The following is a 13,247-nucleotide window of genomic DNA, read 5'->3' as shown; positions in this document are numbered from 1 at the left end:
TTAGCTGCCGGCTCGCGTCGGTCGGCGTATGAACGTAGGCCTCGTAGGGAGTGGCCCCGCCGCCGAGGCGGTCCGCGCAGCGCTCTCGGACACGGACGTCTCCGTGGCGTCGATCCCGATCGGCGAGCTTCCATCGACGGATCTCTCGGTCGTCGTCGCGCTCGCGGGGAGCGAGACGCTCTCGCGGGCGAACGAAGTCACGAGACGCTCGGGGACACCCTGGATCTCGATCGAGATCGGCGGCGTCGGCGGTATCCCGCTCGACGGCGTCGACGTGGCCGTCGCCGGCTACACCCCCGAAACCGGCTGTTACGACTGCCTGCGAACCAGAGTCTCGGCGAGCGACCCGGACCGAGCGGAGGAGGCACGCGCCGACCGGAGCGCCGTCCGATTCGGCGGTGCGCTCGCGGGGAGAGAGCTCGTGACCGTGCTCTCCAGGGGCGAGTCCGACCTCCTCGGTGGGCTGATCGAGGTGCCGTACACCACGAGACGGCTCCTCCCCGCACCGGGCTGTGCGTGTGAGTCCGAGCCATCCCAGGTCGAGTTCGATCGGTACGAAGCGAGGTCGGTCGAGGAGTCGATCGCGCGGGCCGAACGCGCGGTCGACCCCCGGGTCGGCCTCGTCGGTGAGATCGGTGAGGCGGAGTCGTATCCGGTGCCGTACTACCTCGCGACGCTCCGACCCACGCCGTTCAGCGACGCGAGTGCCGCCTCGAAGGCGGCGGGCGTCGACGCCGGCTGGGACGCCGCCTACATGAAGGCGCTCGGCGAGGCGCTCGAACGCTACAGCGCCGGCGTCTACGTCGACGAGCGGTTCGACCGGGGAACGGTCCCGGAGACCGAGGGTGCGCTCTCCCCCGAGGCGTTCGTCCGTGGGAGACCGATCGAAGAATCGATCCCCTGGGTCACGGGCGAGCGCCTCGATACGGGCGAGCTGGTTCGCCTCCCCGCGGAGTTCGTCCAGTTCCCGCCCCCCGAACGCCGGTTCGGCGGGGCGATCACGACCGGTCTCGGCCTGGGGAGCTCGCCGGTCGAAGCGACGCTCTCGGGGCTCTACGAGGTGATCGAACGGGACGCGACGATGCTCTCGTGGTACTCGACGGCCGACCCGCTCGCACTCGACGTGGACCACGAGGGGTACGAGACGCTCTCGCGGCGGGCACGGAGCGAGGACCTCGGGACGACGGCGCTGCTCGTCACGATGGACGTCGACGTCCCCGTCGTGGCGGTCGCAGTCCACCGGGAGGAAGGCTGGCCCCGGTTCGCCGTCGGCTCCGCCGCGGATCTCGACGCCGTCTCGGCCGCTCGGTCGGCGCTCTCGGAGGCGCTCCAGAACTGGACCGAACTCCGGGCGATGGGCGAGGAGCGGGCGAACGAGCAGTCGGCCTGGATCGGCGAGTACGCTTCGTTTCCCGAGGCAGCGAGGGGGTTCGTCTCGGCGGAACCCACCGTCTCGGCGACGGACGTCGGGCCGGCCGAGGTTCCGGAGGGAGCGGGGGAACTCGAGTCGGTCGTCGAGGGGGTCGTCGAGGCCGGGCTGACGCCGTACGTCGCTTCGGTGACCCCGCGTGACGTCCGGTCGCTCGGCTTCGAGGCCGTCCGGGTGATGATCCCCGAGGCACAGCCGCTGTTCACGAGCGAGCCGGTCTTCGCCGAGCGTGCTCGCGAGGTGCCGGAGACGATGGGCTTCGAGCCGCGACTCGACCGCGAGCCACACCCCTACCCCTAGATCCCGAACGTCGCGCGGAGGAAGTCCCGGGTACCGGGGCCGAGACCGACCGCGAGGATCGCGATCAGGAGGATCATCGCGTACCGGGGGCTCTCCTCGAAGATCTGGTCGTCGAAGACGTAGACGACGACCGTCGCGGCGAGCACCTTCACCGGGAGAAACGGCCAGGCGGTACCGATCGCCTCGGAGAGCCACGCGGGCTGCACCGCTCCGGTGACGTCGATGATCGCGCTGTTGACGACGTGTTTCGGGGCGTAGGAGGGGATTCCCAGCGACTCGGACCAGTCGAGGCTGAGCACGTTCGCGACGCCGTCGACGGTGTGACCCCAGATCACGAGCGCGCCCATGAGCCCGGTGCCGGCGTTGACGACGGGGGTCGCACGCTGGGTGAACAGCCAGACGACCGCGGTGATGAGCGTCGCGCCCACGAGCGTGATCAGCGGGACGAGCAGCTGGAACCCGAGCACCTCGGTGGTGAGCACGAGCCAGCCGAGGTAGCCGAACGTCGTGGCGAGGACGAGGGTACCGAACCCCGCGAGTGGGTACTCGTAGCGATCGACCGCTCCCCGGTGCTCGGCGAGGACGCTCGCGACGAGCGCGGCGACCGTGACGAAGAAGACGGTGAAGTAGATCAGCGGGCTGATCAGAAACCCGCTCCACGGGAACGGGATCGTGGGCCCGTCCGCGCCCATGAGCGCGACGTTCGCGTCTTCGACCACCCGGAGCGCCCCACCGAAGAGCATGAACGGGAACAGCGAGAAGAAAAAGCGAGGGCTGTCCCCGACGTCGAGCCGTCGGAGGAGGAAGATGACGCCGATCAGCATGAAGATCAGAACGACCGCGTAGCTGACCGTCGAGAGCGTCGTGTAGCCCGGTTCGGCGACGATCCCCGCGGCCGCGGTGCACTCCGTCGCGTCGGCGGCGACCGTGGTCTCGCCGCCCGCTCGCACCGCACACGGCGCGCCGTAGGCGTCGGCGACGACCGGGCCCCAGAAGTATCGCCAGAGGAACTCGTCGTAGACCTGTCGGGGGAAGGCGAGCGCGCCGGCGACGAGCGCGAGGACGCCCGCGAGGAGCGCACCTCCCCACGCGCGCTCGGGATCGACGCCGTAAACCTCGTCCATGTGGTACGTCGTGCGGGCCGGTGATTTGAGGGTTGCGGTCGTCGCCCGTCGGACTGATATGCGGCGGTGCTGTAGCCCGAATATGAACAGGCGAAGCGTGCTCGCGGCGGGCGCCGTCGCCATCGGCGTCGTCGGCGGCGCCGCCGCGGTCCGGACCGCGAGCGAGTCGGTCGGTCCCGGTTCGCCCGACCCCCACCCGGAGATGGACGTCGAGGTCCGCTCGATCATGGAGGGGACCGAGCGCGAGACGCCGATCTACGAGCTTCGCGCACCGGAGTCGGGTCCGACCGCGATGGTGTTCGGAGGGGTTCACGGCGACGAGGTCAACGGCTATCGCGCCGCCGAGGAGGTGATCGGCTGGCGGATCGAGGCGGGAACGCTCGTCGTGGTCCCCTGGGCGGAGATGATCGCGGTCGAACGCGGCACTCGGGAGGGTCCGGATGGGGACCTGAACAGGACGTTCCCGAGCGGCGAGGAGCCGACGAGCGAACTCTCGAGGGAGCTCTGGGCGTCGGTGGAGGCCTCGGACCCCGACGTCGTCCTCGACCTCCACCGCTCGCGGGGGATCTACGACACACACAACCAGTGGGTCGGCCAAGCCATCTTCCCGACGGGCGCTGGCGACGCCGTCGCGGACTCGCGCGCGGTGATCGAACACATGAACGCGGAACGGGTTCCCCGCGTGATGATCCCCCACCGGTTCACGCTCGGCAACACCCTGACCGGGGCGAACCCGCTGTTGATCCACAAGGTGGGCGGCGACCTCGGCCGACCCGGCTTCCTCGTCGAGCTGACGGAGTTCCTGCTCGATCCGGGGACCCAGACCCGGTGGACGCTCGAGATGACCGAACTGCTTCTCGAACGAAACGGCATCAGCAGACTCGAATGAACGACCTCCTCCGGGATGTGCTGGTCGGCCCCGCGACAGTTCTCGTCTTCTGTGTACTCGTCGTCCCGTTCCTCCTCGGCGTCGCGGACACCCGACTGCTGACGCCGCTCGCCGCACCCAGTTACCTGATACTGCTCGCGATGACCGTCGTCGGGAGCTACCTCGTCCCGCAGTATCTCTTCTGGCTCTACTGGCCGCCCTTCCTCCTCGTCTGCTACGCGCTCTCGGTGCTCTGTAGTGGGCTCTACTACGCCGTCCGGCGTACTCGCTGACCTCGGAAGCTAGTTGACAGTCGGCGCGCTATCGGGGATATGAAGATCTCGGGAGCGTACACGCGCGAGGAGGTCGATACCTTCCTCACGGAGACAGCCGTCCCGATCCGACTCGCCTGCGAGACGCCGAAGGGGAGACTCTGGATGGTCTCGCTCTGGTTCCGCTACGATGAGGGAGCGATCGCCTGTGCGACGGCGCGCTCGGCCGACCTGGTGGCCTACCTCGAACACAGAGACCACGTCGCCTTCGAGGTGTCCACGAACGAACCATCCTACCGGGGGGTACGTGGAAACGGGTCGGTCTCGATCTCCGAAGACGAGGGGAAGGAGCTACTTCGGGAGCTCCTCGTGCGGTATCTGGGCGGGACGGACTCGGCGCTCGCGCGGCGTCTGCTCGACCGGTCGGAGGAGGAGATCGCGCTCGAACTCGTTCCCGAGACCGTCTACGGCTGGGACTTCAGCGACCGGATGTGACCGGTTCACCGCGTCGCTTCCACGCCGTAGGAGAAGAGCACCTCGGTCGTCGAGAGATCGTCCGCTCGACGTTTCGCCTCAGCACGGGTCTCGAACGGTCCCTCGACGCGCGAGCCGTTCGCCGTCACGTAGTACTCGACCATCGTTCCGCTGGCGGTTTCGTGGGGGTAAGACTCTTTCTCTCACCGACCGCGGTCGGGTGCGATCACGACTGTCTCTCGCCGCTCGTCGTACTCGATGAACCCCGCCTCCTCCAGTTTCGGCAGGTGGTGGTGGACGAGCTGGAGGCGGATCCGATACGGGTCCGGTGTTCGGTCGTCGAAACCGGCCTCCCACTCGGCTACGTCCTCGACGAGCGTGTCGAGCGAAACCGGCTCGCCGGGTCCGTCGAGCAGCATCGAGACGAGCCGATACCGGTAGGGGTGTGAGACGAGCGAGAGGACTCGCTCGAGCCGTTCCCAGGTGATGTCGGTGGTCGTGATCTCCCTTCCCCTCGCCTAACCTCTTCCCTGTCGAAACATAAATGGTACAGATCGTTCGCGACCCTCCCGGACCGTTTCGAGGGTCGTACCCGTCGCTCCGAGGAGCAGAGGGACCTCGGAGCGACGGGTGCGAGGTCGGACGAGAGCGGGTCTGACCGCGGGAGAACGGGTCGTTATGGCATCGATAGCGAGTCGTTAGCTCTCCCGTAACCTGGTCCGAACGGCCCGAGTGAGACTGCCGTCTCGTCTCCCATCGGATGGAGTCGTCGGGGCAATGGGTCGACGGGGGAGGGGGGATTCGAACGATGCAAGGGGAGGGATTCGAACCCACGAACTCCTACGAGAGCGGATCTTGAGTCCGCCGCCGTTGGCCTAGCTTGGCTACCCTTGCGCGTGAGGCGGTCGGACGCGACGGGTGTAAAGCGTTGCGACCGGGAACGTATCGGCTCTAGATAGTACATAAATAATACATCGAGTACTGTAACCCAGGCATAGATGGCAGGTGAACCAGTGACGTCCGGCGACCCCGACTCCTCGGTGCTCGCGAACCCGACGTCGGGTCTCCCCGATCCGTTGGAGACCGCCTCGATCCGCTACGACCCCTCGCTCTCGGAGCTTCGGTCCGACTCCGAGGACCTCGAGACGACGACCGAGTACGGAAGCGCCTCGTACGTCAGCCGGGTCCGCTCCCGGTGCGCCGATCGGACGCTGAACGCCGTCGACGACGGCTTCGAGGCGGAGGACTGGCGGCTCATCGAAGAAGCGGTACGCGAGGTCGGAGGCCGCGAGATGCTCTGTCTCGACCGACAGCTCGGTCGCCACCCCGACCACACCTACACCTGCCGACTGTTCGTCCCGACGGGCTACGGACGGATCGCGCTCGCCTGGGCGAAACTCCTCGAACCGGTGGCCCCCGGAACCGACCCCGACTTCGTCACGATCCAGCTCCCCGACTACGAACACCAGGCGATCCGCGTGCTCCCCGAAGAGGGTCTGACGGTCGTCTGTGGGAGCGACTACACGGGCGAGGCGAAGAAGTCCTTCCTCCGACTGTTCATGTACCGTGCGAAACGAGCCGGCGGCCTCGGCCTCCACGCCGGGAGCAAACACGTCACGCTGGAGACCGGGGCCGGACTGACGGAGGTCGATCAGCTGTTCCTCGGGCTCTCCGCGACGGGCAAGTCGACACTGACGGGTCACGGCCTCTGGCTGGAGGAGCCGGAGGGCACCGAGATGCGACAGGACGACGTCTGTGCGCTGTTGCCCGACGGCGCGGTCGCGGGAAGCGAGGGCGGCGGGCTCTACGTGAAGACGATCGGCCTCGACCCCGACGAGCAGCCGGGGATCCACCACGCCGCGACCCAGCCGGAGACGGTCCTCGAGAACGTCGCCGTCGGGTCGGACGGGACCGTCGACTTCGACGACGATCGGTACACGCGAAACGGACGGGCGGTGATCCGGCGCGAGGACCTCCCGTGTGCGGGCGAGGCGATCGACTCCGAGCGCGCCGACCAGCTCTTTTTCATCACACGGAACCCGCTCTGCCCGCCGATCGCGCGGCTGAGCACGCGACAGGCCGCCGCGGCGTTCATGCTCGGGGAGTCGATCGAGACGAGCGCTGGCGACCCCGACCGAGCGGGCGAGGCGATCCGCGTCGTCGGGACCAACCCGTTCATCGTCGGCCCCGAGGGCGAGGAGGGCAACCGATTTCTCGAGCTGATCGAAGCGAACGAGATCGAGCCGTATCTGATCAACACCGGCTCTATCGGCGAGGGAGAGCGCGAGCGGGACATCGGCGTCTCGGACACCGTCGCGATCCTGACCGCCGTCGCCCGTGGGGGACTAGAGTGGCGCACCGACGAGACGCTCGGACTCGAGGTCCCAGTCGAGGTGCCGGGAACGGAGATCGGGCGGTTCTCGGTCACGGAGGCGTACCCCGACGCCGAGTCCCACCTCGCGGAGCTACGTGCCGAACGACGCGCCTACCTCGAGGGCTTTCCGACGCTCCGCGAGGATATCCGCGAGGCGGTCTACTGATCCGAACCGGTTTATTCGGGCCACCGTAACCCTTTAGCGATGGACGAGCACACGCGTGATCCCTCGGTCGGACCCCCCGTGGGAAACCCGACGGGCTGGCGGGCAGACGGCGAGTGGGAGCACGCGACGCTCCGCCGGGCGACCGTGCACGGCGTGCGGCTGTTCAACGCCGGCGAGTACCACGAGTCACACGACTGCTTCGAGGACGAGTGGTACAACTACGGGGCGGGGACGACCGAATCGAAGTTCCTCCACGGGATGGTACAGGTCGCCGCAGGAGCGTACAAACACGTCGACTTCGAGGACGACGACGGGATGCGCTCGCTGTTCGAGACCGCACTCCAGTACCTCCACGGCGTTCCACGCGACTTCTACGGCGTCGACCTCCTCGACGTGCGGACGAGGCTCACGAACGCGCTCACCGATCCGACCCTGATCGACGGGTGGCAGATCGCCCTCGACGGTCGATACCCCGACGCGCGCGAGGAGGACTTCCTGTACGCGGAGTCACTCGACTGAGTCAGTCACCGAGCACGCTCGCCTCAAGGGGACGGAGCTCGGCGCTGAAGTGTCGCAGTTCGGGCGGGTCGGGATCGGTGACGAGTTCGAGCCCGCCGACCTCCTCACGACGGTCGAAGACGGCCGCGAACGTCTCCGCGACGTGGTCGAGGTGCTCGTCGTGGTACGTCCGCCGGGGGAGGGCGAGTCTGAGGAGTTCGGGGCGGTCGGCCTCGGGGAACGCGAGACTGCCGAGTTCGACCCCGCGGACACCACCCGCAAGGTAGGCCGCACAGGCGAGCGCCTGACCGGGGAACGTCGAGGGGTCGAGGTGCGGGAGCGTCGCACCCGCGTCGACGTAGACCGCGTGGCCGCCGACCGGTTCGTAGATCGGGACGCCTCGCTCTCTCAGTCGGTCCCCGAGCGCCCGGACCTGCGCGACGCGGCTGCGGACCCGGCCGCCGTCGACCGCCTCCCGCAGGCCGACCGCCATCGCAGCCATGTCCCGGCCGGCCATCCCGCCGTAGGTCGGAAATCCCTCGTAGAGGATCAGTCGCGGTTTCAGCGCCTCGGCCAGTTCCGGATCGCGTAGCGCGAGAAAGCCGCCGACGTTCGAGAGCCCCTCCTTCTTCCCGCTCATCACCACGCAGTCGGCGTACGAGAGCTGTTCGCGGGCGCTGGCCGCGACGCTCGCCTCGGCGAACCCGGGTTCCCGCTCGCGGACGAAGTGGGCGTTCTCCGCGAACCGGCAGGCGTCGACGACGAGGGGGACGTCGAGGTCGTCGGCGAGGTCGCGCGCGGCGCGGGTGTTCTCGACGCTCACCGGTTGGCCGGCCATCGAGTTGTTCGTGATCGTGAGGACGACAGCGGCGACGCGCTCGCGCCCCGCCGCCGTCGCCGCGCCCCTGGCGGCTTCGACGTCGAGGTTCCCCTTGAACGAGGTGTCGGTATCGAGGTCGGCCGCCTCCTCGACGGGGCAGTCGATCGGCGTCGCGCCGTTCGCGGCGACGTGTGCACGGGTGGTGTCGAAGTGGGTGTTGTTGATCACGATATCGCCATCGGAGCAGAGGTGGCCGTAGAGGACGTTCTCCGCACCGCGACCCTGATGGGTGGGGAGGACGTGCTCGAAGCCCATCACCTCGGAGACGGCGTCCTCTAGCCGTGCGAAGCTCCGACTCCCGGCGTACGCCTCGTCGCCGGTCATGAGTGCTGCCCACTGGTCGGTGCTCATCGCGCCGGTCCCGCTGTCGGTGAGCAGGTCGACGAAGACGTCCTCTGCGGCGAGGTCGAACAGGTTGTAGCCGGCCTCCCGAAGACGGGCGCGACGGTCGTCTCGGGGGAGGAGGTCGATCGGGGCGGCCATCGCCGAACGGTACTGGACCATGAGACCCCTAACCCGGCCCGGGCGTTTGAGTCTAGGCGGACAGCGTTGTTCGATCGTGTCCGTTCCTGTGACCGAACCGCCGGGCGAGGACATCGCCGACGATCCGAGGCCCCTATCACCTCCCGGGTTCTAGAGGGGACGATGAGAGTCGAACAGCTCGGGTCGGGCGTGCCCGAGATCGCCGTCGTCGGTGGTATCCACGGCGACGAGCCCTGTGGAATACGGGCGATCGAGCGGATACTCGACGCGTCGCCGTCGGTCGAGCGACCGGTGAAGTTCATCGTCGCGAACGAGCTCGCCGCCGAGCGTGGGAAGCGGTATCTCGACATCGACCTCAACCGCGCCTTTCCCGGCGAGCAGGCGGCGAACACCCACGAGGGGCGTCTCGCGTACGACCTGGCGGAGGAGCTAGAGGGCTGTGCGACGCTCGCGCTCCACTCCACGCAGTCGACCGGTCGGGCGTTCGCCATCGCCGACGGCGTGACGCCGTTCGCCGAGCGGGTCGTCCCGTCGCTGTCCGTCGAAACGCTCGTGACGACCGGTGAACTCGTCCAGGGGCGGCTGTTCACGACTGCGCGGACGATCGAGGTCGAGTGTGGACTGCAGGGGAGCGATCGGGCGACCGAGACCGCCACGCGGATCGTCCACGAGTTCCTCGCCACGATGGGTGTGTTACACGGGGACTCCGTGGGGGGGAGAGGCCAGATCCCGGTCTTCGAGCTCAGGAGTCCGATCCCGAAGGAGGGTGGCGAGGAGTACGACGTGCTCGCGGAGAACTTCGAGCCGGTCGGCACCGGCGAGCCGTTCGCCTCGATCGACGGCCGGACGGTCGCCGCCGAGGTCCCGTTCTACCCCGTCCTGCTCTCGCCGTACGGCTACCGGGAGATATTCGGCTACGCCGCGGAACAGGTCGGCGTCCTCGGGTCGTGATACTGTCGGCTGTACCTGCGTGAAGCTCCTCTCCACCCAGTAGCGGCGAGAATCCCTAACGACGTAGGGCCGACGGTTTGCTCACTCGGGCGGGGAGAGTTCGACCAGCGTCAGGTCGCGGTCGAGCGGGCAGAACTCGTGCGGGGGCTCGCCGAGTACCTCGCGGATCCGGTACTCGCCGTCCATCGCCGCGCCGTCCGGCACGCAGTACTCGTGGCTCGGACACTCGGTGTAGGGACAGGGGCCGGCGAGCGAGACGCGGCTCCCGGCGTAGGCCCCCCGCGAGGGGACGTTCGCGAGCACCGAGGCGGGTTCGACCTCGACCGCGCTCACGCCGTCGTCGTGGACCCCACACTCGAGGGTCTGTGCGTTCTCGCGGAGGCCGGTGATCCGGTACTTCGTCCCCTCCGAGAGGTTCAGACACTGACTCCGATACGGACAGCCCTCACACGCGCTCGCCTCGCCGTGGTAGACGAACTCCCGTCCGACCTCGGCGAGACGGGTTCCGATGAGCGTGACGGTGGTCATGGCGTAGCTAGACCGAGCCCGCCCTTAACGCTCCCGCTCGGTCAGCTCGTCGAGCCGATCCAGATACGACTCCCTCGGGACCCGATACGCCTCCCTGTAGGCGATCGTCCCGTTCGAAAAGCGCTCGGCGAGCGAGAGCGCACCCTCGACCGCGCCGGCGCGGTCGTCGTAGCGCTCCTCGGCGAGCGAGACGTCGGGTTCGAGGTAGAAGGTGACGTACCAGCACTCGCTCCGGTAGCCCTCCGCACGCTGTTCCGGCCGGCGGTTCCGGTGGGGGCCGTTCGAGACGTACAGCGTCGGCAGACACGGCGCGGGAAAGGCCGAGGAGTCGAAGACGTCCGGGCGGTAGGCGAGGATGAGCCGTCCCTCCGGCTCCTCGTTCCACCGGACCCATCCCTCCGGGAGCGCGTCGGTAACCATAGGTAAATCTCGGCCCTCCGCCGTCTAAGCGTTCACGATCGGTCGACGGGCGCCGACCGGGGAAACATATATAAGTGGCTCGGGTCACCCGAGGAGGCGTTCTCAGTGGGGTCACCGCAGTACGATTATTTTCGTCTTCGTTGCTATAGAGTAAGACACGACGAGATGCGAATATACGAAATACTTATAACGAAGTAGCCCGGCTACACTAAACAGTATCGGTGTGCGAACACCATACACGCGCCGCCCGCTCCGTCTCCCGCGATCGACCGTCACTATCGTCGGGTCGGTTGGAGCGAGTGCGTATCGTTCACACATGTCAGTGTTCGACTGCCGCTCCGCCGCCCACACGCATCGGCCGAAGAGCGCGGCCACCGAGAACCACGCGGTCCCCCACGAGAGAAACCATGTCAGGTGAGATCGACACGCTCGAAGAACTCAGCAACCAGTACAGAGACACCGTCCCGAGCGACCTCCGCGACGCGAAGACCTTCGATTGGTACCTAGAGACGATCGCCGCCGATCCGAAGGTCGTCCGAAACGCCCACCAACGGGTCGCGGACATGTTCGACTTCTACGGGACGCGCTACGACGAGGAGACCGGCACCGTCGAGTACCTCCTCGCGAGCGAGGACCCGATCAACGACGGCGAGAACCGCTTCTTTGGCAGGTATATCCACCGCTCGATCCACGAGTTCGTGAACAAGGTCAAAAGCGGCTCGCGCGGGCTCGGCCCCGACCGCCGGATCAAGCTCCTGCTCGGACCGGTCGGCTCCGGGAAGTCGGCGTTCGACTCCCAGCTCAGGCGGTACTTCGAGGACTACACCCACCGCGAGGAGGGGCGGATGTACACCTTCCGGTGGTCGAACCTCTGTGACGTCGTCCCCGACCAGGACCCCGCCGACGACGTGGTCCGATCGCCGATGAACCAGGACCCGATCGTGCTGCTCCCGCTCGAACAGCGCCAGCGCGTCATCGACGGGCTCAACGAGCGGCTCGACGCCCCCTACTCCATCCGGAACGAACAGAGCCTCGATCCGGCCTCCAGTTTCTACATGGACCGGCTGCTCGCCCACTACGACGACGACCTCCAGCAGGTGCTCGAGAACCACGTCGAGATCGTTCGCCTCGTCGCCGACGAGAACAAACGCGAGTGCATCGAGACGTTCGAGCCGAAGGACAAGAAGAACCAGGACGAAACGGAGCTGACCGGCGACGTCAACTACTCAAAGATCGCCGTCTACGGCGAGTCGGATCCGAGAGCGTTCGACTACTCCGGGGCCTTCTGTAACGCGAACCGGGGGATATTCTCCGGCGAGGAGCTACTGAAACTCCAGAAGGAGTTCCTCTACGACTTCCTGCACGCGACGCAGGAACAGACGATCAAGCCGAAGAACAACCCCAGGATCGACATCGACCAGGTGATCGTCGGCCGGACGAACATGCCCGAGTACAGGGAGAAGAAGGGCGACGAGACGATGGAGGCGTTCAACGACCGGACCAAGAGGATCGACTTCCCGTACGTCCTTGAGTACGAGGAGGAGTCCGAGATCTACCGCAAACTGCTGACGAACGCGGACGTCCCGGACATCCACGTCGAGCCGCACACGCTCGAGATGGCCGGACTCTTCGGCGTTCTCACGCGGATCGAGGAGCCCGATACGGAGGAGGTCGGCATCGTCCAGAAGGCGCTCGCGTACAACGGCGAGACGAGCGACGGCGACGACGTCGACGTGCGCAAGCTCCGCGAGGAAGCCGCCGAGAAGGCGGAGATCGCGGAGGCGATGGAGGGGATCTCTCCGCGGTTCATCGGCGACGAGATCGCCGAGGCGATCATGGACTCGATGCACCGAGGACGCACCCACCTCTCCCCGCTCGCGGTGTTCGGTCACTTCGAGACGAACCTGGAGAACCACGGCTCGATCCCCGAGGAGAACTTCGAGCGGTACCACCGCTATCTCGAACTCGTTCGCGAGGAGTACCGAGAACGCGCCATCGAGGACGTCCGCCACGCGCTTGCCTACGACGTCGACGAGATCCGGAGACAGGGCGAGAAGTACATGGACCACGTGATGGCGTACATCGACGACGACACGGTGCCGGACGACCTCACCGGGCGGGACCAGGAGCCCGACGAGACGTTCCTCAGAGCCGTCGAGGAGAAACTCGAGATCCCAGAGGACCGAAAGGACGACTTCCGACAGGAGGTATCGAACTGGGTGTCCCGCAGGGCGCGCGAGGGCGAGGGGTTCAGCCCGACGGACAACGACCGCCTGCGTCGCGCGCTCGAGCGCAAGCTCTGGGACGACAAGAAACACAACATCAACTTCTCCGCGCTGGTGAGCGCGAACGAACTCGACGACGACGAGCGCAACAGCTGGGTCGACGGGCTGATCGATCAGGGCTACTCCAGGGCCGGCGCGCTCGAGGTGCTCGAGTTCGCCGGCGCGGAGGTCGCGAAATCGGAACTCGAGGACTAG

General features: G+C 67.3%; 14 protein-coding genes and 1 tRNA gene. 8 read left to right on the top strand and 7 right to left on the bottom strand.

Annotation, left to right across the window (positions count from 1 at the left end; genetic code table 11):
• Positions 1 to 28 precede the first annotated feature (28 nt).
• A complete protein-coding gene (locus tag V2L32_RS15580) occupies positions 29 to 1,729 on the top strand; it encodes a YcaO-like family protein (RefSeq protein WP_331233411.1) in 1,701 nt (566 codons plus the stop codon).
• On the opposite strand, the gene V2L32_RS15575 is transcribed toward V2L32_RS15580, so the two are convergent.
• On the bottom strand, positions 1,726 to 2,853 hold the full coding sequence (locus tag V2L32_RS15575) for a DUF63 family protein (protein ID WP_331233410.1): 1,128 nt from the start codon (positions 2,851 to 2,853) through the stop codon (positions 1,726 to 1,728). The genes V2L32_RS15580 and V2L32_RS15575 overlap by 4 nt on opposite strands.
• 82 nt (positions 2,854 to 2,935) lie before the next feature.
• Between V2L32_RS15575 and V2L32_RS15570 the strand changes: the two genes are divergently transcribed.
• From V2L32_RS15570 to V2L32_RS15560, 3 genes are read left to right on the top strand one after another with little or no spacing between them, the layout of a single operon-like run.
• Positions 2,936 to 3,742, top strand: coding sequence for a succinylglutamate desuccinylase/aspartoacylase family protein (locus V2L32_RS15570; protein WP_331233409.1), 807 nt, complete (start codon positions 2,936 to 2,938; stop codon positions 3,740 to 3,742).
• A complete protein-coding gene (locus V2L32_RS15565) occupies positions 3,739 to 4,014 on the top strand; it encodes a hypothetical protein (RefSeq protein ID WP_331233407.1) in 276 nt (91 codons plus the stop codon). The genes V2L32_RS15570 and V2L32_RS15565 overlap by 4 nt, the downstream gene beginning before the upstream one ends.
• Before the next feature lie 39 nt (positions 4,015 to 4,053).
• Positions 4,054 to 4,488, top strand: coding sequence for a pyridoxamine 5'-phosphate oxidase family protein (locus V2L32_RS15560; protein WP_331233406.1), 435 nt, complete (start codon positions 4,054 to 4,056; stop codon positions 4,486 to 4,488).
• 5 nt (positions 4,489 to 4,493) lie between these two features.
• On the opposite strand, the gene V2L32_RS15555 is transcribed toward V2L32_RS15560, so the two are convergent.
• The 3 genes from V2L32_RS15555 to V2L32_RS15545 all read right to left on the bottom strand — a co-directional run bounded on the left by V2L32_RS15555 (position 4,494) and on the right by V2L32_RS15545 (position 5,361).
• The gene (locus tag V2L32_RS15555; RefSeq protein ID WP_331233405.1) at positions 4,494 to 4,631 is read right to left on the bottom strand and encodes a hypothetical protein; all 138 of its coding nucleotides are present in this window, start codon (positions 4,629 to 4,631) and stop codon (positions 4,494 to 4,496) included.
• 39 nt (positions 4,632 to 4,670) lie between these two features.
• Positions 4,671 to 4,955, bottom strand: a complete 285-nt coding sequence (locus tag V2L32_RS15550) for a DUF7344 domain-containing protein (RefSeq protein WP_457852212.1) — start codon at positions 4,953 to 4,955, stop codon at positions 4,671 to 4,673.
• Between the two features lie 321 nt (positions 4,956 to 5,276).
• Positions 5,277 to 5,361, bottom strand: a tRNA-Leu gene (locus V2L32_RS15545).
• A gap of 104 nt (positions 5,362 to 5,465) precedes the next feature.
• Between V2L32_RS15545 and V2L32_RS15540 the strand changes: the two genes are divergently transcribed.
• Both V2L32_RS15540 and V2L32_RS15535 read left to right on the top strand, forming a co-directional pair.
• Entirely contained in the window at positions 5,466 to 7,007 is a 1,542-nt protein-coding gene (locus V2L32_RS15540) for a phosphoenolpyruvate carboxykinase (ATP) (RefSeq protein WP_331233403.1), read from the top strand.
• Positions 7,008 to 7,046: 39 nt separating this feature from the next.
• Positions 7,047 to 7,526 carry a DUF309 domain-containing protein gene (locus tag V2L32_RS15535; protein ID WP_331233402.1) on the top strand — a complete coding sequence of 160 codons (480 nt, stop codon included), beginning with the start codon at positions 7,047 to 7,049 and terminating at the stop codon, positions 7,524 to 7,526.
• 1 nt (position 7,527) lies between these two features.
• On the opposite strand, the gene V2L32_RS15530 is transcribed toward V2L32_RS15535, so the two are convergent.
• A complete protein-coding gene (locus V2L32_RS15530) occupies positions 7,528 to 8,889 on the bottom strand; it encodes a tryptophanase (RefSeq protein WP_331233401.1) in 1,362 nt (453 codons plus the stop codon).
• A gap of 141 nt (positions 8,890 to 9,030) precedes the next feature.
• On the opposite strand from V2L32_RS15530, the gene V2L32_RS15525 reads away from it, so the two are divergent.
• Positions 9,031 to 9,819 (top strand): M14 family metallopeptidase, encoded by a 789-nt coding sequence (locus V2L32_RS15525; RefSeq protein ID WP_331233400.1) that lies wholly within the window; start codon positions 9,031 to 9,033, stop codon positions 9,817 to 9,819.
• An 81-nt stretch (positions 9,820 to 9,900) separates the two neighbouring features.
• On the opposite strand, the gene V2L32_RS15520 is transcribed toward V2L32_RS15525, so the two are convergent.
• Both V2L32_RS15520 and V2L32_RS15515 read right to left on the bottom strand, forming a co-directional pair.
• Entirely contained in the window at positions 9,901 to 10,347 is a 447-nt protein-coding gene (locus V2L32_RS15520) for a UPF0179 family protein (protein WP_331233399.1), read from the bottom strand.
• Positions 10,348 to 10,371: 24 nt separating this feature from the next.
• On the bottom strand, positions 10,372 to 10,767 hold the full coding sequence (locus V2L32_RS15515) for a DUF5820 family protein (protein WP_331233398.1): 396 nt from the start codon (positions 10,765 to 10,767) through the stop codon (positions 10,372 to 10,374).
• 407 nt (positions 10,768 to 11,174) lie between these two features.
• On the opposite strand from V2L32_RS15515, the gene V2L32_RS15510 reads away from it, so the two are divergent.
• A complete protein-coding gene (locus tag V2L32_RS15510; RefSeq protein WP_331233397.1) occupies positions 11,175 to 13,247 on the top strand; it encodes a PrkA family serine protein kinase in 2,073 nt (690 codons plus the stop codon).

It is taken from the genome of Halalkalicoccus sp. CGA53 (genome assembly GCF_036429475.1).
Lineage (GTDB): Archaea > Halobacteriota > Halobacteria > Halobacteriales > Halalkalicoccaceae > Natronorarus > Natronorarus salvus.
This window is presented reverse-complemented; position numbering and strand designations above follow the sequence as displayed.